The 19,973-nt window shown below is 39.0% G+C and carries 19 protein-coding genes; 8 read left to right on the top strand and 11 right to left on the bottom strand.

The window, feature by feature from the left end; all coding sequences use genetic code 11:
- Positions 1–32: 32 nt before the first annotated feature.
- Positions 33–1,136: a helix-turn-helix domain-containing protein gene (locus GWK08_RS08545; protein WP_163606521.1), complete on the bottom strand. Its 1,104-nt coding sequence runs from the start codon at positions 1,134–1,136 to the stop codon at positions 33–35.
- Between the two features lie 153 nt (positions 1,137–1,289).
- Here GWK08_RS08545 and GWK08_RS08540 point away from each other — a divergent pair, with 153 nt between their 5' ends.
- The 3 genes from GWK08_RS08540 (at position 1,290) to GWK08_RS08530 (ending at position 3,968) form a co-directional block, all read left to right on the top strand.
- A complete protein-coding gene (locus GWK08_RS08540; protein ID WP_163606520.1) occupies positions 1,290–2,153 on the top strand; it encodes a TraB/GumN family protein in 864 nt (287 codons plus the stop codon).
- Positions 2,154–2,436: 283 nt separating this feature from the next.
- Positions 2,437–3,012 (top strand): porin family protein, encoded by a 576-nt coding sequence (locus GWK08_RS08535; RefSeq protein ID WP_163606519.1) that lies wholly within the window; start codon positions 2,437–2,439, stop codon positions 3,010–3,012.
- Positions 3,013–3,089: 77 nt separating this feature from the next.
- On the top strand, positions 3,090–3,968 hold the full coding sequence (locus GWK08_RS08530) for an alpha/beta hydrolase family protein (RefSeq protein WP_163606518.1): 879 nt from the start codon (positions 3,090–3,092) through the stop codon (positions 3,966–3,968).
- Positions 3,969–4,056: 88 nt separating this feature from the next.
- Here GWK08_RS08530 and GWK08_RS08525 read toward each other — a convergent pair whose 3' ends face one another.
- The 6 genes from GWK08_RS08525 to GWK08_RS08500 all read right to left on the bottom strand — a co-directional run bounded on the left by GWK08_RS08525 (position 4,057) and on the right by GWK08_RS08500 (position 9,922).
- A complete protein-coding gene (locus GWK08_RS08525; protein WP_163606517.1) occupies positions 4,057–5,130 on the bottom strand; it encodes a metallophosphoesterase in 1,074 nt (357 codons plus the stop codon).
- A gap of 39 nt (positions 5,131–5,169) precedes the next feature.
- The gene (locus GWK08_RS08520) at positions 5,170–6,702 is read right to left on the bottom strand and encodes an amidohydrolase family protein (RefSeq protein WP_163606516.1); all 1,533 of its coding nucleotides are present in this window, start codon (positions 6,700–6,702) and stop codon (positions 5,170–5,172) included.
- A 163-nt stretch (positions 6,703–6,865) separates the two neighbouring features.
- Complete coding sequence (locus GWK08_RS08515) at positions 6,866–7,330, bottom strand: MarR family winged helix-turn-helix transcriptional regulator (RefSeq protein ID WP_163606515.1); 465 nt, start codon at positions 7,328–7,330, stop codon at positions 6,866–6,868.
- A 122-nt stretch (positions 7,331–7,452) separates the two neighbouring features.
- Positions 7,453–8,427 carry a hypothetical protein gene (locus tag GWK08_RS08510; RefSeq protein WP_163606514.1) on the bottom strand — a complete coding sequence of 325 codons (975 nt, stop codon included), beginning with the start codon at positions 8,425–8,427 and terminating at the stop codon, positions 7,453–7,455.
- A 262-nt stretch (positions 8,428–8,689) separates the two neighbouring features.
- Positions 8,690–9,118, bottom strand: coding sequence for a hypothetical protein (locus GWK08_RS08505; RefSeq protein WP_163606513.1), 429 nt, complete (start codon positions 9,116–9,118; stop codon positions 8,690–8,692).
- A 39-nt stretch (positions 9,119–9,157) separates the two neighbouring features.
- Positions 9,158–9,922, bottom strand: a complete 765-nt coding sequence (locus GWK08_RS08500; protein ID WP_163606512.1) for a DUF6090 family protein — start codon at positions 9,920–9,922, stop codon at positions 9,158–9,160.
- Between the two features lie 269 nt (positions 9,923–10,191).
- On the opposite strand from GWK08_RS08500, the gene GWK08_RS08495 reads away from it, so the two are divergent.
- From GWK08_RS08495 to GWK08_RS08480, 4 genes are all read left to right on the top strand, one after another.
- Positions 10,192–11,196, top strand: a complete 1,005-nt coding sequence (locus GWK08_RS08495; RefSeq protein ID WP_163606511.1) for a sensor histidine kinase — start codon at positions 10,192–10,194, stop codon at positions 11,194–11,196.
- 4 nt (positions 11,197–11,200) lie between these two features.
- Positions 11,201–11,902 carry a LytR/AlgR family response regulator transcription factor gene (locus tag GWK08_RS08490; RefSeq protein ID WP_163606510.1) on the top strand — a complete coding sequence of 234 codons (702 nt, stop codon included), beginning with the start codon at positions 11,201–11,203 and terminating at the stop codon, positions 11,900–11,902.
- A gap of 351 nt (positions 11,903–12,253) precedes the next feature.
- On the top strand, positions 12,254–14,662 hold the full coding sequence (locus tag GWK08_RS08485) for a TonB-dependent receptor (protein ID WP_163606509.1): 2,409 nt from the start codon (positions 12,254–12,256) through the stop codon (positions 14,660–14,662).
- A 4-nt stretch (positions 14,663–14,666) separates the two neighbouring features.
- Positions 14,667–15,491 carry a DUF4249 family protein gene (locus GWK08_RS08480; RefSeq protein ID WP_163606508.1) on the top strand — a complete coding sequence of 275 codons (825 nt, stop codon included), beginning with the start codon at positions 14,667–14,669 and terminating at the stop codon, positions 15,489–15,491.
- Positions 15,492–15,572: 81 nt separating this feature from the next.
- Here GWK08_RS08480 and GWK08_RS08475 read toward each other — a convergent pair whose 3' ends face one another.
- The 4 genes from GWK08_RS08475 to GWK08_RS08460 all read right to left on the bottom strand — a co-directional run bounded on the left by GWK08_RS08475 (position 15,573) and on the right by GWK08_RS08460 (position 19,533).
- Positions 15,573–16,832, bottom strand: a complete 1,260-nt coding sequence (locus GWK08_RS08475; RefSeq protein ID WP_163606507.1) for an erythromycin esterase family protein — start codon at positions 16,830–16,832, stop codon at positions 15,573–15,575.
- A gap of 103 nt (positions 16,833–16,935) precedes the next feature.
- Positions 16,936–18,048, bottom strand: coding sequence for a helix-turn-helix domain-containing protein (locus GWK08_RS08470; protein ID WP_163606506.1), 1,113 nt, complete (start codon positions 18,046–18,048; stop codon positions 16,936–16,938).
- A 373-nt stretch (positions 18,049–18,421) separates the two neighbouring features.
- Complete coding sequence (locus tag GWK08_RS08465; protein ID WP_163606505.1) at positions 18,422–18,724, bottom strand: phosphoribosylpyrophosphate synthetase; 303 nt, start codon at positions 18,722–18,724, stop codon at positions 18,422–18,424.
- Positions 18,725–18,825: 101 nt separating this feature from the next.
- Positions 18,826–19,533, bottom strand: coding sequence for a protein-L-isoaspartate(D-aspartate) O-methyltransferase (locus GWK08_RS08460; protein WP_163606504.1), 708 nt, complete (start codon positions 19,531–19,533; stop codon positions 18,826–18,828).
- A gap of 177 nt (positions 19,534–19,710) precedes the next feature.
- Between GWK08_RS08460 and GWK08_RS08455 the strand changes: the two genes are divergently transcribed.
- Positions 19,711–19,962 (top strand): hypothetical protein, encoded by a 252-nt coding sequence (locus GWK08_RS08455; protein ID WP_163606503.1) that lies wholly within the window; start codon positions 19,711–19,713, stop codon positions 19,960–19,962.
- Positions 19,963–19,973: the final 11 nt, after the last annotated feature.

Here is a 19,973-nt window from a genome sequence, read left to right as displayed (position 1 = left end):
TAACCTATAAAAAGTTAGTAGCTGAAGATCAATTACCCTAACCCTTCTTTCTGATAACTGGCAGGAGAAGTACCCGTAATTTTCTTAAACCAGGAATAAAAGGTGGAAGGGGAATTAAAGCCAACGTCAAAACCAACCGCAGAAACCTTTGTATTGCGATAATGATCGGATAACAACAGTTTCTTGGCCTCCCTGATCCTGTACTCATTTATGACATCCGAAAAACTTTTACGGTGGTATTTGTTGAGTAATTCCGATATATGGTGAGAAGGAATATCGGTCTCGGATGAGAGCTCGCTAATCTTATACCCCTCCTTTAAATACGGTTGCTGCTGTTCCAAATACCCGATCAATTTCGACAATAACAGATCGGCATCATTGGCTTTAAGCTTAGAACTCGAATACATAGCCGGAAGCTCTTTATCAAAAACACGCATCAAAGCCGAGTTGTTAAACCCTAAATAACCGATAGTGTAGATAAAGAAGCTTATTAATAAAGACATTATAAAATCTGTAATTATCGGATGGTTGGACAGGGTCATCCTGATCCAGAGATTAGCCAGAGCAATTACCGAAAAGATCCCGAAGAATATGATGATAAGCCTTAACAGTTTTAATCTGGCTGTTCTAAGCTCCCGGGTAAGCAGTTTGTTTTTAGACCGGTAATAGGCATACAAATACACACTGTAAAACAGAATAGAAATGGTATTGGCCGAATTAATAAAAGAGCCTAATGCTTCCCATTTCCACAGAAGCGAATGAATGTCCGGAGAATAACTATAATTCAGATAAACGGGCAGGAAGTAAGCAGAAACAATCATAAACGGAAGAAGATGAAGCAGATCCCTCCTATCTGTTTTTTCAAAAAAGCTTTTAACGTAATAGAATAAAAAAGGACCAATTAATAAGGGGATCGGCCGGTAGATAAAGCTAAGTATATGATATGCATCAAACAATTTGTTCCAGTGACCCACCCAAAAAAGCATTATCGTAGAAAACAAACCGATAAAGGCACTTAAAAAGAGATCAGCCCTTTTATGAGGCCTGTTCTTACGGGTGGCGATCAGGAAACTCAAAAAAAAGCCCTGAATGGCAATACAAAGAAATAAGATGGTCCATAGTTTAACTGTCTCCATATATACAATTGCTTTTAAAATAAGGACGTGATTTATTAAGCAATGTTACAGCCGGTTTATACGGTTCCAGTTAAATATTCGCAACATAAAGTTTTACAATATTTGTAACTTTTTTCTGAACCCCTACACTAATACTGAAAAATAGATCTCAAGATGAAAAAGTTTTTAGGTATTATCAGTTTGTGTTTGCTAACATTCTCCTGCTCAAAGAAAGAACAACCCCTGGATAATTCACTCCTATGGGAAATATCGGGTAATGGTTTAGAAGAACCCTCCTATTTATTTGGAACCATACATGCCATTTGCGATGCGTCCCTGGACGATAAAGTAATAAAGGCCCTGGACAAAACTTCTGTTGTAATACTAGAGCTGGATATAGACGATCTTGAACCGAGTGACGATATGCGGAATCAAGTTAAAATGAAAAACGGTACTACCATTCAGGATCTAACAACTGACAAAGAATACAAAGCTTTGGAAACTTTTGTAAAAAATGAATTGACATTACCCATAGAAGAAATGAATACAATCAAACCATATTTTATTATAGTTCTTACCTATACCAAATTATTTGATTGTCCTATAGTATCCCTAGAGTCTGAATTAATAAAACTGGCATATGAACAAAATGAAGAAGTTTTAGGCCTGGAAACTTTGGAAGAACAATTTAAGATCTTTGATGACATTCCCTATGAGGCACAGGTTACCGATCTGTTAAATTCAGTATCTGATACACTCAAAAGAGATAAGAAAATGTTCAATGAAATGCTTGATCTCTATAATAACGAAAATATAAGCGAGTTACACGATCTACTAAAAGATTATCCAAGCGAAGTATCTGATAAATATTTACATATTTTGGTTGATGACCGAAACAAAAAATGGATCCCTAAAATTAAAAACTACGCTATGGAGCAGCCCAGTTTTTTTGGAGTAGGTGCCGGACATTTACCCGGGAAAAATGGAGTGATCAATCTATTGCGAAAGGAAGGGTATACGGTTAAAGCTGTAAAATAAATATTTATCCCCTCTCCTTTTTAACCCATAAAAAAAGCTCCGGAAATTCCAGAGCTTTTATAGTATCCTTTCCTTCCTTTCCTGCTTTTATAAAACAACTCCCTCTACCCTTCTTTTATTGAATTTTCCAAAGGGCAAAATACCATGAAAACTGCTAAAAACACTGGTCATTCCGGCCTATAACGCCTTATTTTTTTAATCAAAAAAAGCTATTTAACTTGAAGAAAATGAGCTTGTTTTTGCATGGGTTTTATATCGGAAAATAACTTTAAAAAACAATAAAATGAGATCAAACAAATCAATGCTGTCATTTGCCGGCAGAACCATTATCAACTCAAAAATATGCTTGTTATCCGGAATCATGTTGATCGGAACCTTAAATGCCCAGGATAAAGAACCACAATTCGGCCTTACCCTGGGTTATAGCCTGATAGATATAAACTCAAAATCCAGTGATATAGAAGGTGACAGCCAGCCCGGGTTCTTTATCGGAGCTGCAATGAATTTTGAGTTCGGCGCAAAATGGGGGCTGGCTCCTCAGTTATTATATGCCAATTATATTGAAACAGATTTTCTACACATCCCGTTATACCTTCAACTTCAAGTCGACAAAAAGCTCGGGGTCCTGGTAGGGCCTCAAATAACAATTCTCCTGGACGATCCCTTCGATGAGATACATGAGTTCGGTCTGGACATAGGTTTCGGACTTAACTACGATCTATCGGACAAAATATTCCTGAACACACGATATGCCGTTGAACTTGGCAACAGGGCAAAAGATGAACCGGATCCCTTCTTTGAAGAAGATCTAAGCTTTAGTATCAACAGTTTTATGTTTGGCGTTGGCTGTCGTTTTTAATTGAAAGTACTTCAATCGTTTTGCCACACTTTTTTGCAGGATCCGTCTTTAGGGTACTACCGAAAAAATCAAACAAAATGAAAAAGTTACTTTTTATTCTTCTTATGATCCTTCAAACATCCGGATCTGAAGTAATATCCCAAACAGCAGAACTTAAGGAGGTCGGTTCCAGAGGGCGGTACACCACCGTCGGACCTTTTGCAATTTTCGATCCCCATCACGAATCCGTTGAGATCTGGACTCCTCCCAACGGGCAAAAAGTCCCTGTTATAGTATATGCTCATGGAGGTGCCGGTTATCGCGAAGACGACCGTGCCCGGATAGAGATGTTCAGGCGAAATGGTTTTGCTACCATCTCCTTTGATGCCTACGAAATGAATAACATGGATTGGAAATTCGTTACCAGAAGGGTTACCAACTCAGGGAAGCAAAATCTCATTTGGGGTGTTTTTAAAGGAGCAGTTGAATATGCAGCAAAGAGTGATCTTTGGGATAGCCGGAATATTTTCCTTTACGGGGGCTCTAACGGCGGACGGATCATTCTTTATGCGGGAAGCGAATTAAAATATAAAAATATCAGGGGTATTATCTCCGAAGCTCCGGCTGCTACCGGCTATAAGCTTGGCGATCTTAGTATTCCTACTATCATTCCCTTTGGTAAACTGGATACCTGGGCGGGAACTTCCGATACAGATTATGTATGGAAGAGGACCTATCCGTCTTCTCCTATCTCCATAGAACATTGGGTAACCGCACAACAGGAAAAAGGGCATCCGGTTAAATTTATTTTCTATGAAAATGCCGGTCATCTGTTATTTGAAGGCCCTTTAGAAAAAGTTACAGTAAAGAGAGGCAATAGCATTTCATTTACCGCTTATCAGGGAGCAGATCCCGAAGCACTTAAACAGTACGAGCGGGATGTAATTGCATTTGTAAAACGCAATATGGTTCAGTAAAGAATTCAGGTCTGCTCCATAAATAAGCCTGCCGAAAGGCAGGCTTAACCCTACAACCCCACTCTCCTACTTCATTCTTTATCCATTATTAATTTTTACTGTTTTTAAATTGAATCTTTTTCCCATCTAAGGTGGCGCGATAGTATTCCTTTTGGTTTATAATAAACAGAAGTTCCCCATACTCTCCTCCCTTAAGACTGGAATCCACACCATATATTTTGTGATCGTATAATTGAACTACTTCTTTATTAGAGCAATGCCCTACTATAATATGTTTTGAATTTATCCGGTTTAAGATCCCGGAGATCTCTGTGTCTTCTAAGTTATCCGTAAAATAACCCCTATACCATATCGGGCCGCTTCTGCCGAAGTAAATTTTAAAGAGATCCGAAGCTCGTAATTGGTTTGTTTCCCTATCTATCGAATTTCTCATTACCATATTGATCTCAGAAATATCATAGCCGTGAGATAGAAACTGAGAAGAAATACCGCCGTGTACAAAAGTGTCGTTCCCTATTTTGATAACCGTTGCCCTGGAACGTATCCATCGCCCCAAAACCGTTTCAGGCCCGTATAATTCGTCATAACTAATGTTCAAGAGCTTTGAGAGGGTTTCATATTTCTTATGAAGATATCTCAGATCACCCAGTAAGACCATGTATTCATGATTTCCCAGTAAAAAATGAACTTTACCATTCTCCTTTTCTGCCTGTTTTTCAAGTTTATAAAGGAACCATAGCATTTCATTTACCTTCGGGCCTCTGTCAAAGATATCGCCTACAATTACCAGGTGCCCGTTTCCGAAGTTCCAGTTTAATTCAGCGTCGATGATGCCATTATTCTTAAATAATTCGATGGTCAGGTCGTATTGCCCGTGGATATCACTTAGTACAGCAACTTTTTCTACTCCCTTATATTCGCTCTTTTCAGGAGTAAAATCGGTTTTATAAGAGTCTAAGGGTAATTCCTTGCTGTAAACCTTTCCGTTTACGATCCCCTTCTCAATCAGTTTGTCCTTTTCAATAAAAATATACGGCCCTTCATTTAGTTTGGAAATATCTTTGTTATCCGTCCCTGCCGGATTACTATTCGATGATTCCTGCCCGTTTAAATTAAAAAGGGTTATTACCAGAAAGGAAAAAAATAAAATCTTTGTTCTCATTTTGATGTTTTTGTTTGTCAGACTATTATAAAAAACCTGCTATTCAACAATTTTCCCTCGTTTGATCACGAATTTTATGTCTTTGGTGCTTTCTATGTTTTCCAAAGGATTTGTATTTAATACTACCAGGTTTGCTAATTTCCCTTTTTCTATTGTACCAATGTTCTTTTCTTCGCCCAGGCCTTCGGCATTAATGATTGTAGCTGCTTTTATAGCATCTATGTTTGATAGACCTGCCAGGGTTAATAATTCTATTTCTCTGTGAATATTTATGATATTATCCTTAGAGATCATATGGTCTGATCCTGCACCAATCTTTACCCCCATATCATATGCTATCTTAACTGCTTTTACCCCTATTTTATAGCGAGTGGAATCTACTTTTTTTCCGTTTTCAGATGGCTCCAGGCCCAGGGTATAAACAAACATCGTAGCATCTAAAATACTGTTATTGGCTTTCATAGCATTAAAAAGACGTTTTACTTCAGCCGAGTTTTTATCCCAGTTCAGGTTTTGACTCTTCTGTCTGTAAGCTTTTAACTCTTCCTGCGATTTAAATGCGTGTCTGCTTTTTAGATCCCCTTTTATAAATTCGTATTGCACCATAGAAGCTGCATGCGACATTACTTCCGAACCTCCGTTGGTAATATCTATCGCTTTTGTAGGTGGTACGACAGCATGAGACCAAACTTTTAATCTCTGACGTTTTGCTTCTGCAGCTACCTTTCTAAAGAGGTCTTTATCAACATTCAGGTACACTTTTATAGCTGTTGCTCCCAAACCTTTTGCTTCTGCCACAACCTGTCGTAAATCCGAATCATGGGTAATCGCAGTCTGCCAGGGCACTTTTCCCGCTGTTGCACCTTTGGCAACTTCTTTTGGTCTTGGGTCGTTTTCAAAGAATTCCGGTCCTGCGATGATCGTTGAAAAGAATACATCCGGCCCCACATCTTCTCCTATCATTGTATTCTTTTTAAGGAGGGTTAACATTCTTCCGTCACCTCCCATATCTCTTACTCCGGTTACACCTTTTTTTAATGCTGTTTGTAAATGTTCCTGAGCATCTTTTAAGGTGCCATGTGTAATATGGACGTGGGCATCAATTAAACCGGGGATTATATACTTCCCTTCCAAGTCGTAAATAGCTGCTACCTCAGGGATTTGCATGCTATTCGTATAATCAATAGCGGTTATTTTATCGCCTTCGATAAAAACGCTTCCTTTTTTACTTGTATCGGAAATCGCATCGATAATGTTTGCATTTTTCAGAACTATATAGTTTTTATTGGTGACTACCGAATCACTTCCCTTTAAAAGCCTGGCCAGGACTTCTTTTGTATGAGCAGATTTGCTGTTCTCCTGAATAAATACAAGGGCTTTCTTCTTTAGATCTTCATTCGGAGCTGCGCTGATAAAAGACAGGATCTCTTTTTGTATTGTAGAAGCATCTGTTAACTTATCCACTTTTACAGTTAAGTTCTTTAGTCCTTCCTTTATTTGTTCCGGTAACTGTGCCGAAACCGATACAGTGACTAATACGGTAATCAAAAATGCTAAAATTGTTTTTCTCATTGCTATGGTTTTTAATACTCTTCTTTTAATGTTTTGTAATTTTATTAGTTGTTGTTTACAACTATTTTGACAAAAAAATACTGTAAATCGGTTTTGAATATTTGTTAGTTGCTATATACAACCATTTGTTACAAAAAAAAGACATTTTTTTCAGATGCCTTATTTAATCAAGGTTTTTAATTATTTGCTTAATGACTTTAGTAAAGATCTCCAATTCTTCTTTTTCTATATTATCGCCCGCCTTTGCAATAATCTTTTCGGCTGAAGCCATTGCTTTAACTTCAGTATTTTTTCCCTTTTTGGTCAGGAAGATGAGTTTATTGCGCTTGTCTTCCCCATAACTCCTTCTCTCTATCAGCTTTTTCTTTTCCAAAGCATCGATCTGTCTGGCAATAGTACTCTTCTCCTTCTTTGCACGTAATGTCAACTCCTGTTGATTGATCCCATCTTCACTCCACAGATAAAACAATATCCGCCACTGTTCAATGGTAATATCAACTTTATTAGCGGATAGATCCTTTCGCAACTCCCCTATTAATAAGCGTTCTGCAACACTTATTAACCTCGGGAAAGAATCATATGCTTTGTTTTCTTTAATAGCTAAATCTAATTTAGTTGCAATATACAACAGTTGCTTTAATAATCACTAAAATCAATCTGTTTTTATGAACAGTTTATATATTGCTTTTGTGGTATTAGCAAATATCAGGACTCGGTTTCCCTCTCCTATTCCCGGCAGGAAGGAGTGCTTTAATCTTTAAACCGATCGTGAAATACGGCATCAAACTTCTTTTTATTTTCTCCTTTTAAATGTTTTTTGGCCAGGCCAAGTATCCCTTCCGGGCCTTTATTTACCCAAACGCTAAGGTTCTTATCATTACCTTTTGATTCGAGCGCCAGCCAGATCCCAACCGGCAGGGCCGCATATTTCTCTCTAAAGGGGGCACGGGAAACTTTTTCCTGTATCCATTTCTTCTGCTCTAAAGTCAACGCTTTTGTAGTATCCATTGTGATGATCTTATCGGTAAAAACGGGTGACAGCTTTTCGAGTGTTTTTTTGGCAATCGGAGATAAGGAATCTCCCTTTGGGAACCATTTAGGCGACATGGAGCGATAAACACCAAAACCTTCATACCAGATCTCCCATAAGATATGCTTTCTAAAAGCCGTATCCGAAGCATAATGATTGGCAGGTATCTCAAAATCATTATCATCCATCCATTTTTTGGAGAGCAAATGTGTGTATTCATGGCTCATAATACGCATGATCCGATCTTTATTGGTACTATCCCCGGCAGATCCGTAATTGTCGTTTAGAGCTGTTAGATCTAAACACATGGTCCGGTCTTTATACGTAAAAGCGTCATCACGTCCTCTGTAACCCAGCAAAACATAGATAGTATCTGATATCCCTAACTTGCCGAAAGGGACATTTATAGAATCCCGCATTGCATCCCATTCACCGGTTATGGATTCTATCAATTGCTGCCATTCCAGTTCTCCTTCAGACAGAGGTCTTTTTAACTCAGCAATGGAATCGCGGTATGTCTTACTTTCCCTTGTTCGCAATGCTTCCAGCCATTCCCGGCTTATCTTCTGATTTTCCACACCGGATCTTACGATAGTTGTAGTTCCGGTTATTACGCGTTCATCTTTTTTATTCGGGCTTTTGCAACTCAATATCAGCAAGATGATGACAAAAGTTACGATCGTGATTTTTTTCATTATTTATTGGCCTTAATTCGGTTATTCTTTATCGGTAAAGATCTTCATGTATTAAGACAATGAAAAAACATAATTGTTACAGTATAACTCATGGTTTTAAACGCGTAGTTTAAGCTTCCATTAAAGCATAATAATAGCAGCTTATCGCTTTAACGAGCTGAATTTTTCTTCAATCTACTTTCTTTCAGGGATTTAAGGATATCCGAAGCCGGAAGATTAGCATATATTTTCTTGTCTTCCTGTTCTTCATAAACAGATAGTTCTATTCTGTTTTTTCGATCCAACTAACAGGATAGGCTTTTAACCCGCCTCTTTCCTTTTTTACCAGGTAAACCTGCTCCGGAAAATCATATTTAAAAAGTACTTTAATACTTCCTTTTTTTTCTCCTTCCCCTAAAAAACGGACTGATTCTTCGTAATGCATTTTGAGGAGGTCTTCAATAGAAACGAAATGTAGCAACGAAAGCTCTTCCTTCCTGAGAAGCCTGACACGATCCCGATCGGATACTGGAAATGAAAAGGTTTCATTTTGAATATTATATACATATTCTGCCGGATTCTTTTCATACGATTCCTGAAATGATTGCTTATAATCGTATTTCTCCAGGTCTATATAAACAGTGTCCTTGATCTGTGCATTTACTGCCAGGGTTATAAGAAGTGCGGATACTACGGTAAAGGTTGTTTTCATATAAATTAGTTCATTTTAGATAAGTTCATGATCATCGGTTTAGTTGTTCTTTACTACAGAAGGATATTCCTTTTCTATCAGGTCCTTTAGCACTTCAATCAAACTCAGATTTGCGCTTAGGGCCTGTAGTTGCCCTCCGGAATCGGCAAAAATTACCGACAATATATTTTCAAACTCTCTGGATGCGAGTAAATCGTTGTAATTGCTTTTATGGGCGGAGGGCGGTACCTGCATGCCGTATTGCAGCAACAGGGCTTTTAAAGGATAGTTTTTTACGAAATAGGGTAATATAAGGAGTTTAAAATCATCTTCTGCATAGCGGTAATACAAGGCGGCTCCGTCTATAGAGGTTTTATAATCGGAGAGTCTCTTTTGTAATTCCGTAGACCGTATCAGATCTATCTGGTCCGATCCCAAAACCCGTTCCATATCCGCTTTTATCGGTGTATAAGGTGGAAACAGGAAAGCGCGGACCATAATGGAATCAAAGACATGGACAGGGATAGCCGCTTCCTGAGCAGCAGTATAGCCCATAAGGGTAATGGTCATATTAAGGCGGCCCTCAATTTGCGAAGCCACGGAAGTGCTGTATTGCAGGTTTTGATTCAATTCGTCATAAATAGTCTGTACAACCAGTTGTTCTTCATTGCGGTCCTTACGCGATTCGTTCCAGTTGTTCAGTTGTAAGGCGATCAGGATCCCGATAACCACCAGAAAGATCTCTCCGATGGCATATAGCAGATATTTACTGAATTTACGTTCTCTCAGTAACTGTTGCCTGATCCTCCTGAAGAATTTTATCATTAGTTGGTTTGTTAGTTAACAGAACAAAAAACAATGGGAGAAATTAAAAGTACAAAAAAATAAGACCTGATCGAACATTTGGAAAACAGCGATCATTTTAATTACATAAGCAAGCCTCACTCAGATTCGTCTATACATTTCCCGGGTTGGTCTATAAAAACCGGCAAGAAAGCCCAATTTTGCAGAACTTTGTGTAGTTTTTAGGTCGGGAAGGATTTTTGAAGATGTCGATAAGCAATTGAAGTGTTAAATTCTACAGTCTTTACGATATGAATAAGATAAACAGGCAGGTTTTAATACATTTTCTGATATGGTTGGCTATAATCTTAATGGCTGTCCTCGACGCTACATTAGAAGATGATGAATCGCCTGTTCTGTTTTTGATTCGTATTGGGGTTGGGATCATTATCTTCTATATTAACTATCTTATCTTAATACCCAAGCTTTTCTTCAGAAAGAGGATCGCCCTGTATATTCTAAGCGTATTTGCATTGATTTATACCGGCGGTACCATAATATATGAAGTAGAACTTTTAGAGCATTTTGATGGCCTCCATGATGATCCGAATCACGAACACCATAATTCCAAAGCCATTGGTTTTTTGGTCTATACTATTTTTATGGTTTTGGGTACCATTACCAGGACTTATAACAAACTGAACAAAAACGAACTGGATAAGCGGGAAATTGAAAGTCAGAAAAATGCGTCCGAACTGGAGGCTCTGAAAAACCAGATCAATCCTCACTTTTTATTTAATTCATTAAACAGTATTTGTTCACTGGCCGTTAAAAAATCTGATGAAACCCCCGAGGCCATTATCATGCTTTCCGGGTTAATGCGTTATATGCTCTATGAGGCAACCGACGAACTGGTCTTACTGGAAAAGGAGATTGCCTATATAGAGAACTATGTAAATCTGCAAAAACTCCGTTTGGCCAATAAAGACAGTGTATCTCTAACCGTTAGCGGAGCTGTAAATTCTCAGAAGATCCCTCCCCTGCTATTGATCTCTTTTATAGAGAATGCTTTTAAATACGGAGTTGATATTTCGGGAGATACGAATGTAACCATTACGATTAATGTCAATAAAAATACTGTTCGGTTTTACTGCCTTAACCGCATCAGTAAAAAGCAACAGAACGATGAGAACTCCGGTATAGGCCTGCAAAACACCAAAAAACGCCTGCAAATGCTATATCCCGATAATCACAAATTATCCATTGCGGAAGAAAATGGTAATTTTATAGTAAACCTCTCTTTAAAGCTCGATTAGAACTATGAAATGCATAATTGTAGATGATGAACCTTTAGCTGTAGATCTGATCGTTGCATATGTTGAACGCGTCGGGAACCTGGAGATCGTAGCCACAACCAACGATCCTCTGGAGGCATTAAATTTGTTGCAGACGGAGGAAATCGAGTTGGTGTTTTTAGATATTGAGATGCCGAATCTTACCGGCCTGGAACTTGTAAAGACTCTGTCTAAACTTCCGCAATTCATCTTTACGACAGCCTATCCGCAGTATGCTCTTGACGGATTTGAACTCAATGCTACCGATTATCTGGTAAAACCCATTCCGTTTCCCCGCTTTGTAAAAGCAGTCTCCAAAGCCAGGGAATTCCATGAGTTAAAACTTAAAGAAAATAACCCTTTAGCCGTACAGGACGATTTTATTTTTGTAAAGTCCGAATATGAAAATATCAAGATCAAAACCACAGATATAACCCATATTGAAGGGCTAAAGGATTATATTAAGATCCACATTCACGGTTCATCCAGGTCTACACTTACTTTAATGAGCTTTAAGGATATCATGGAAAAACTGCCCACTCAGAAGTTTTTGCGTATCCACCGCTCCTACATCATCAATATAGATTATGTAAGCTCCCATCAGAAGAACAAACTAGTGGTAGGGAACGAGCGCTTACCTATAGGAGAGACTTATAAAAATGAGGTCATGAAAAGATTGGGTATATAAAACTCATTCTATCTGCAGCAAGCTTCCTTAAAACATTAAATACTTTCCAAAACCGTGTTCGTCGATACTTTTTTCGGACTGGTATATTAGATTTCTGCATCCGGTACCCCCATTATACTTTTGGTCAGTAATCGCAATAGGCGATAAGCCAACAATAAAAACCACAAAAATGCGAGTGATTAGATGCCAGCTAATGGCACATGTTTGATTGATGACGAGAGGATGGAGAATAAGTTTGGATTGAGCTCCATCCTTTCTTTCAACGATACAGGCGCACTCTGCAACAACACCAATAAACACCGAAGGCATATGACATAAAATTACACTTGAATCAAAACTAAATTTAATTATATGATTAGAAAAGTGTCCAATTTTATTTTCAAACCTTCAGGAAAAAACAATCTGTTTTTTATTTTTTTGTTCACTCCCCTGTTTTTCTACGGTCAGCAGAATTATACGGTCAGTGGTGTGGTGACCGACATTAATAATGGGGAGACCCTGCTCGGTGCATCAGTCTTCCTTAAAGGAACATCCATAGGTACCACCACCAATGAATACGGTTTTTATTCGCTTACGGCTCCAAGAGGCAATTATACCCTGATAATTTCCTATTTAGGGTTTACCACCATAGAAAGGCAGATTGTACTGGATGGTAGCCAGAAAATAAATATTGAATTACAGGAGGACGCCTCCCGGCTGGATGAAGTGGTAGTTACAGCCGAAGAATCTAAAAAGGTAAATCTCCGAACCCCGCAAATGAGTGTTGCTAAATTGTCTTCAAAAACCATAAAACAAATACCGGCGGTCCTGGGCGAGGTTGATATTATCAAGTCCATCCAATTGTTACCGGGAGTTACCAATGCCGGGGAAGGTGCTTCAGGCTTTAATGTAAGAGGTGGAGCCGAAGATCAGAACCTGATCTTGTTGGATGAGGCCATTATTTATAATTCCTCGCATTTATTCGGTTTCTTTTCCGTCTTCAACGCCGATGCGATCAAAGACGTAAAGCTTTATAAAGGCGGGATCCCTGCTCAGTTCGGAGGGAGGGTATCTTCTGTACTGGATATACGGCAAAAAGACGGTAACAGTAAGAATTTTGCATTATCGGGAGGTATCGGGGCCATCTCCAGCAGGTTAACGGTTGAAGGTCCCACATTTAAAGACAGGGGCTCCTTTTTACTAGCGGGTCGGGCTTCATATGCTCATTTGTTCCTTCAACTGGCAGGGAATGACAACAGTGCCGGTTTTTACGACCTTAACCTCAAGACAAATTACAGGATAAACGATAAGAACAGATTGTTTTTATCAGGTTATCTGGGGCGTGATAATTTTAGTATCTCCAGCTCATTTGCAAACAATTACGGAAATATCTCAGCAAACCTAAGATGGAATCACATCTTCAGCGATAAATTGTTTTCCAATCTGTCTATGATCTACAGCAGGTACGATTATAACCTGGAATTGGTTCTTAACGGGTTAGACTGGGAATCGGATATTAAAAACTATAATCTCAAGTACGACTTAAGTTATTTTCTAAATGACAAGTTGCAGTTGAACTTTGGGGCCAGCGGTATCTATTATCAGTTCAATCCCGGGTTATTACAACCTCTGGGTTCTGATTCCGGTATCAACAGACGAAAACTGGATGATAAATTTGCTTTGGAAGGAGGGCTCTATGCAAGCCTGGAGCACAAAATTACCGACAGGCTTACCGCCCAGTACGGTTTGCGCTACAGTGCTTTTAACCGTTTGGGGTCTCAAACATTAAATGAGTATCAGAATAACCTGCCCGTAGTTTACAATGAACAACTGGGTATTTATGAAAGAGGCGAAGCTATCGGTGAAACAAGTTTCTCCAGTGGGGAATCCATTGCCTCTTTTGGGAATTTTGAGCCGAGGCTTGCCCTCTCCTATCAACTTAACGACAAGTCTTCCGTAAAAGCAAGCTATAACCGGACAGCACAATATTTACATCTTATTTCCAATACCACCTCTGCCACGCCGTTGGATGTTTGGGCTCCCAGTGGAAAATTTCTAAAACCACAACTGGCAGACCAATATGCTGTGGGGTACTTCAGAAATTTTGGTAAAGATAAATACTCTATTGAGGCAGAGGTGTATTATAAAACCGTAGACAATCGTGTAGATTATATAGATGGTGCCGATCTGATTGCGCAGAACAATATTGAAACCGAAATTTTAAACGGAGAATCACGCGCATACGGTTTGGAATTCCTGTTGAGGAAAAACACGGGGGATTTTACAGGCTGGATCTCCTATACCCTCTCCAGGGCAGAACAGAGAACCCTGGGAGGTGCTGCAGGTGGTCCCGGGATAAATAACGGGGATTGGTATAAGACCCCATACGACAGAACACACGATATTTCCTTTACCGGGAATTACAAACTGAATGACAAATGGAGTTTCGGAGCGAATTTTGCCTTTCAGACGGGCCGGCCGGTTACCTACCCCAATGGTCAGTTTCAATATAACGGACTTTCCATCCCTACCTATTCCGACAGGAATGCAGACAGGCTCCCTGCCTATCACCGCCTGGATCTGTCGGCAACCTTAACCCCGAGAAAGAACAGGAACCGGAAATGGCAGGGCGAATGGGTTTTCAGTATTTACAATGTGTATAACAGAAGTAATGCTGCCTCTATCTCCTTCGGTCAAAATGAAGATATCGGAGTTAATGAAGCGACCCGTACCTCGATTTTCGGGATCATCCCATCAGTTAGTTACAATTTTAAATTTTAAGAAGATGAAAAAATCATATATAAAAACTGTCCTGAGCTGTACCTTATTCTCCCTTTTCCTTTCCTGTACCGAAACGGTAGATGTAACTGTTCCCAATGGCGGTGATCGCTTGGTGGTCGAAGCTTCCATCATGTGGGAAAAGGGAACTTCAGGGCAGGATCAATCCGTTAAACTTTCAAAATCCACAGAATTCTTTGCCAGCGACCTGGATATTGCAGTAACCGGGGCATCGGTAGTGATCATCAATAATGACACCGGCGATCAGTTTGTTTTTGACGAACAGGGAAACGGTATCTATTCGACCGATGGTTTTATACCGGTTATAGATGTGTCATATACTATGGAGATCATTTATGATGGTAATACCTACCAGGCAACAGAAACCCTGGCTTCCGTTACCGAGATCACTTCTATAGAGCAAAATGAAGTGAGTGGTTTTGATGGAGATGAAATATCCGTTACCTTATTTTACGAAGATCCTCAGGGTGAACGGAACTTTTATCTGGCAGAGTTTATCCCGTCAAACAGCCCCTTATTGGGACTGGAACCTTCCGATGATGAATTTTACAACGGAAATGAGACCTTTATAGAATACGATGACGGAAACCTTGCTGTAGGGGATGCTGTCGATATAAGTTTACAGGGAATATCTCAGAATTTTTTTAATTATATAGAGCTTTTAACCAGTCAGATCGGTGAGGACGGGCCTTTTCAGACCACTCCTGCCAGATTAAAAGGCAATTGTATTAATATAAATGATCCGGACGAAGAGGTTCTGGGTTATTTCAGGCTTAGTGAAGTTGACAGAGCAAACTTTGTAATTAATTAAGGTTCGTTTTAATAATTGGTGTAGTTTTTTATTAGCCTATGAGTTAAACTCATAGGCTTTTTTTTATTGTTATGATAGGCCTTAATTAGTCCTGTTATAGGTAGGGATTCCCGAATGTTTTATGGAAATGATACCGTCGAATCGCTTTGTTGGAATAAACCGGATATTCCTGCCATTCTCCAATTCGAAACCGGTAACAGGTTCAAACAACCATTGGGTAGAAGGGCCCGGTTTTATATTTGACAGATCCAGGAAGGGAGCGTCTTTATCAATATTCATAAACCGAAACTCAATGGCGGTACTATCGTTGTTTTTAAAGGGAACAGTATTGGCTGTCCAATGTTCATAGGCCTCTCCCTCATAGGCAAAAAGACCGAGTGAATAATAATCTTCACCATAGCGTTCTTTTAGATAATGCCCCATAAGCTTATTGTCATATCCTTCAACAAAGCTTTTTTCTATATGACCATTATGAGCCCATATAATAACCTTTGCTTCCGGATATATTTCATCCAGCAACCAGGTCAGGTTTTCTGCCATAAGTTTATCCCTGAGCTGATATCCCTGAAAGCGATCTTCATAACTAAGATCTGTAGATCTGACAAACATATCCAGGGTTCTCCGGATAATCAAATATTCCATGTTGCTGATCATATTTGTTCGTATAAGGGAATCCTTTTTTGTTTGAAGCAACTGACCAATATCGATCGCGTTTTTAATATAGATATCACGATACTTTATATACCCGACAGAATCGTGTTGACGTGAAGCCCGAAACGATTTTTGAAATGCGTACATCCGGTTGGATAAACTATCTGCCATGGTTTTGTCCAAGGGCTCCAATAACCGCTTGAGTTTTATCATAAAATAATCTGAAGAAAACTGAGTGTCATAACCGGTATATATCAACGGTTTTTTTGTAGTACTGCTTTGCTTTATATAACTAAAAAGCGTGTCGACTTCTTTAGCTTTAAAATTTCCAAAAAGGGTATAGTCTCTTAAGTTTTTCGGGGATATGGAATCGATGTCTGTATAGGCCAGGTTAATATCGCCCAGCCCTGCTTCCATAGCCAGGATGTCATATCCCAGTTCTTTATGCAGGTACATCACCAAAGCCGATTTCATAGCATAAAACTCTCCCAGGCCATGAGTACTTTCACCAATCGCAACAATACGCCGGTTTTTAAGTACATCTTTTAATCCGGAAAAGTCATAAGTTCCGTTCGGTTGAAATTCAAGAGTGTTCTTAGTTAACCACTCCGATTGGGATAATTGATTCTGGCTACAGGAGAATTGCACAAAGCCTGCAAGCATAATAATGATCAAAGAGAAATTCTTCATAACTGATGTCGTTTTTAATTTGTCACAAAGATTAAAGCCCAACCGTCATGAAAAAAGTAATTCTTAAGTATATATGTGCGGAAACCCGGTTTCTGGACGTATTTTATTGTTCGGAGATCTTCTTTTTATAGGCCGTAGGGGTCATTCCGGTGATCTTTTTAAAAGCAGCGTTAAAAGATGATTTCGAGCTAAATCCCGCTTTTTCCGATAAGCTGACCAGGGTATATTTTGAAGCATCTTCAGAAGCCATGAGTTGTTTGACTTCCTCAACCCTGTGCATATTGATATACTCGGAAAAATTCATCCCCAGCGTGTCATTGATGTGCTTTGAAAGTTCTTTAGGTGTAATCCCTAATTCCCTGGATAGATCCGATAAACTGAAATTCGGATTGAGGTATACTTTTTTTTCCAGAATACATTGTTCCAACTTCACGGAAATATCTGAAGCAGTTACACCGGAGCCATCACCTGCATACTTAAACCTATTAAAGAATAAGTGCGAACGGGTGAAGCCCCTGAATCCTATCCAATAAATAAAAGCAGCATTTATGATTAAGGTGGCATAATAGAATCCAAAAGTTTCAATACCTGAATGCATTACCAAATCAAACGTATAGAGTAGAATATCGATAAATGTAATACCGATAAATACCCGGGAGAACTGACTAAGCCAGTTTAGTGCCGGTGCCGATTTTGAAGTTACCCTGTCCTTGTTCTTATTTAGAAATCGCAATGAAGCAATCCCCATATAAAGAGTAAAAAACAAAAAGAAATATTCGTGGATCCTGAAGAAATTCGATTCCACCACCACTTGGGTAATACGATAGCTGTTCTCTTTAACGGCAATGGAAAACCAGTACGTTCTCAAAAACAAATAAACCACTGCAGGAGCTAATAAATACCACTCTCTTCTATGATACACCGGTTTATCGGCAGGAGCAGGAAACTGATATTTAATATAAAAATAAAAACCGGGGCCAATAAGCCATTTATAAGGAAAAGGGAACATGTGCAATGGCCGGTAATATTTAAACAGATCCATATCCAAAAGCGCATAGATCAGATTAAAAAAAGCCAGGGAGAACAGGAACAGGAGAAAAAAATTGACAGACTGCGGATTGGTGTTTCTTTTCTGGTTCAAAAAAATACAGAGGATAAAGCCCTGAATAGCCCCAAACAGAATAATTATATTAAAGAGGTTATAGTCTAAACTCAATAGTAGCGGTTTGTCTTAAAAACGGTTGGTTGTTTATTTCCCGGCAATTTAAATATGTTTTACAAATTACCAAATTTATTCGACTGTGACTTTTTCGGTTGAAATCAGGATATAATTGAGTGTTCTTATAGTTCTGTATTTAACTATAACATCTTCCTCTTTCCTTCTATGCTATCTGGTTATAATTATATTCTCTTAATTTGAGGAATATAGCCCCACCCGGTCCAGGCAAGGCTGCAGGTCCTCTCTAGTCTTTATTATTAAAAATGTTCGACTTTATGAAGTTGAAAGAAATAGTTGGGTGGTATCGCAGCAATTCTTGAACTAAAATTACTGTATTATAATGAGATGTTGATATAGAGCAAAATGCACTTTATATCTCCCTGATCTTCTTTATCAGCTCTACATTTTGGGAATGTTCTGCGCTATACGACATTACAAGGGTGCCTTTTAAGCCATCCTTAGCCGCTATAGCAAATAACTCCGTTTCATCTGCCGGGTTGGTCATTCCCTCAAATCGAAAACTATGAACTATTTTAAGATCTTCGGGTTGATATTCCTTTTTGGAATACAAGGCTACGATACAATGCTCCTCCGCTTTAAAACTATCAGTATATCCTTTTCTGGTAAGGCTGTCTACAGCTACTGAAAGGGTGTCAAAATTATCTGTTTCCATTGCTCTTTGCTTACAGTTTCTTCATCTGTCAATTGTACAATCATTAAATGCCCTTTTAAGGTCATTTATAGCCTTCAGTTTCACTATTTCGTACTAACACTTTACGGTTTTCTGTTTTTCTCCCTGGTAAAAGGTACAAACCGTACTGCCATCAGTTCTTTTTTAACTACTTTGTTCTTCTTTTTATGGACCAATACCAGCTGACGAATGGAATTGTGAGGGCCTACCGGAATGATCATCCTCCCTCCCACTTTTAGCTGGTCGATCAGGGGCTGAGGAATGGATTCGGCTCCGGCGGTTACCATAATGGCATCGAAAGGAGCTTCTCCAGGCCAGCCGTTATAACCGTCTCCCCATCTGACCTCAATATTATCGTATCCCATGTTATACAGCTTTTTCTGAGCCCTTAAAGCCAGGTCTTTTACAATTTCAATAGTATATACGGAATCCACAATTTTGGCCAGGACAGCTGCCTGATATCCGGAACCTGTACCTATCTCCAGCACCTTATGGTCCTGTTTTAATCTCAATGCCTGCGTCATAAAGGCTACGATATAGGGCTGGGAAATGGTCTGACCGTTCCCTATGGGTAACGGGCCATCTGTATAGGCATATATTTTCATACCTTCGGGAACAAAAAGGTGCCTGGGAACCTTAGACATGGCCCTTAAAGTAGCAGGGCTTACAATACCCCTTGCTTTGATCTGTGCCTCCACCATCAGCTTTCTCTTAGCGATATAATCCTCCTGACCAATAGCAGCACCCGTCATTAAAAAAACACATATTAATATACCGGCAATTCTGCTCATGATCAGGCTTATATACGTTGCTCTATAAGTTACGAAACTATTGGTACAATTCCTTCTTTTAAGGGGGAGTTTTTGACAATTATTGATGCTATATTTAAAATCTTATTAGTTTTTAACATCTTTTGGAACAAAGCTTGATGCTATATTTAAGTGGAAAACCTAAAACCCTGATGAAAAATGAAAAGGCTAATTGAATGGTATTGGAAGATCCGTTCTTCCGGGGAAACATTGGCGGATATTGATGAATTTTACGGAACAATCGTGTCAAAAATGCCCTGTGACCAAAAAATAGATTACTGCAGATCCCTGGTTTACCGAACCGAAGATGATCTTAGATATTGCGAATGCAAACTCCAAAGAATAAAGCTTAAACAATTGTTGAGAGCTTCAACACTGGAGTTAAAATACCTGAAAATGGCTGCTGCATAGAATACAGCCCT

The organism is Leptobacterium flavescens, from assembly GCF_010671605.1.
GTDB classification, from domain to species: Bacteria; Bacteroidota; Bacteroidia; order Flavobacteriales; family Flavobacteriaceae; genus Leptobacterium; species Leptobacterium flavescens.
This window is presented reverse-complemented; position numbering and strand designations above follow the sequence as displayed.

Excerpts from the sequence above, each read along its gene's own strand:
- GWK08_RS08545 (WP_163606521.1), bottom strand. The coding sequence starts at position 1,136 with ATGGAGACAGTTAAACTATGGACCATCTTATTTCTTTGTATTGCCATT.
- GWK08_RS08500 (WP_163606512.1), bottom strand. The coding sequence starts at position 9,922 with ATGATAAAATTCTTCAGGAGGATCAGGCAACAGTTACTGAGAGAACGT.
- GWK08_RS08455 (WP_163606503.1), top strand. The coding sequence starts at position 19,711 with ATGAAAAGGCTAATTGAATGGTATTGGAAGATCCGTTCTTCCGGGGAA.
- GWK08_RS08525 (WP_163606517.1), bottom strand. The coding sequence starts at position 5,130 with ATGAGAACAAAGATTTTATTTTTTTCCTTTCTGGTAATAACCCTTTTT.
- GWK08_RS08490 (WP_163606510.1), top strand. The coding sequence starts at position 11,201 with ATGAAATGCATAATTGTAGATGATGAACCTTTAGCTGTAGATCTGATC.
- GWK08_RS08465 (WP_163606505.1), bottom strand. The coding sequence starts at position 18,724 with ATGGAAACAGATAATTTTGACACCCTTTCAGTAGCTGTAGACAGCCTT.
- GWK08_RS08540 (WP_163606520.1), top strand. The coding sequence starts at position 1,290 with ATGAAAAAGTTTTTAGGTATTATCAGTTTGTGTTTGCTAACATTCTCC.
- GWK08_RS08520 (WP_163606516.1), bottom strand. The coding sequence starts at position 6,702 with ATGAGAAAAACAATTTTAGCATTTTTGATTACCGTATTAGTCACTGTA.
- GWK08_RS08495 (WP_163606511.1), top strand. The coding sequence starts at position 10,192 with ATGAATAAGATAAACAGGCAGGTTTTAATACATTTTCTGATATGGTTG.
- GWK08_RS08485 (WP_163606509.1), top strand. The coding sequence starts at position 12,254 with ATGATTAGAAAAGTGTCCAATTTTATTTTCAAACCTTCAGGAAAAAAC.
- GWK08_RS08530 (WP_163606518.1), top strand. The coding sequence starts at position 3,090 with ATGAAAAAGTTACTTTTTATTCTTCTTATGATCCTTCAAACATCCGGA.
- GWK08_RS08480 (WP_163606508.1), top strand. The coding sequence starts at position 14,667 with ATGAAAAAATCATATATAAAAACTGTCCTGAGCTGTACCTTATTCTCC.
- GWK08_RS08475 (WP_163606507.1), bottom strand. The coding sequence starts at position 16,832 with ATGAAGAATTTCTCTTTGATCATTATTATGCTTGCAGGCTTTGTGCAA.
- GWK08_RS08535 (WP_163606519.1), top strand. The coding sequence starts at position 2,437 with ATGAGATCAAACAAATCAATGCTGTCATTTGCCGGCAGAACCATTATC.
- GWK08_RS08510 (WP_163606514.1), bottom strand. The coding sequence starts at position 8,427 with ATGAAAAAAATCACGATCGTAACTTTTGTCATCATCTTGCTGATATTG.
- GWK08_RS08505 (WP_163606513.1), bottom strand. The coding sequence starts at position 9,118 with ATGAAAACAACCTTTACCGTAGTATCCGCACTTCTTATAACCCTGGCA.
- GWK08_RS08460 (WP_163606504.1), bottom strand. The coding sequence starts at position 19,533 with ATGAGCAGAATTGCCGGTATATTAATATGTGTTTTTTTAATGACGGGT.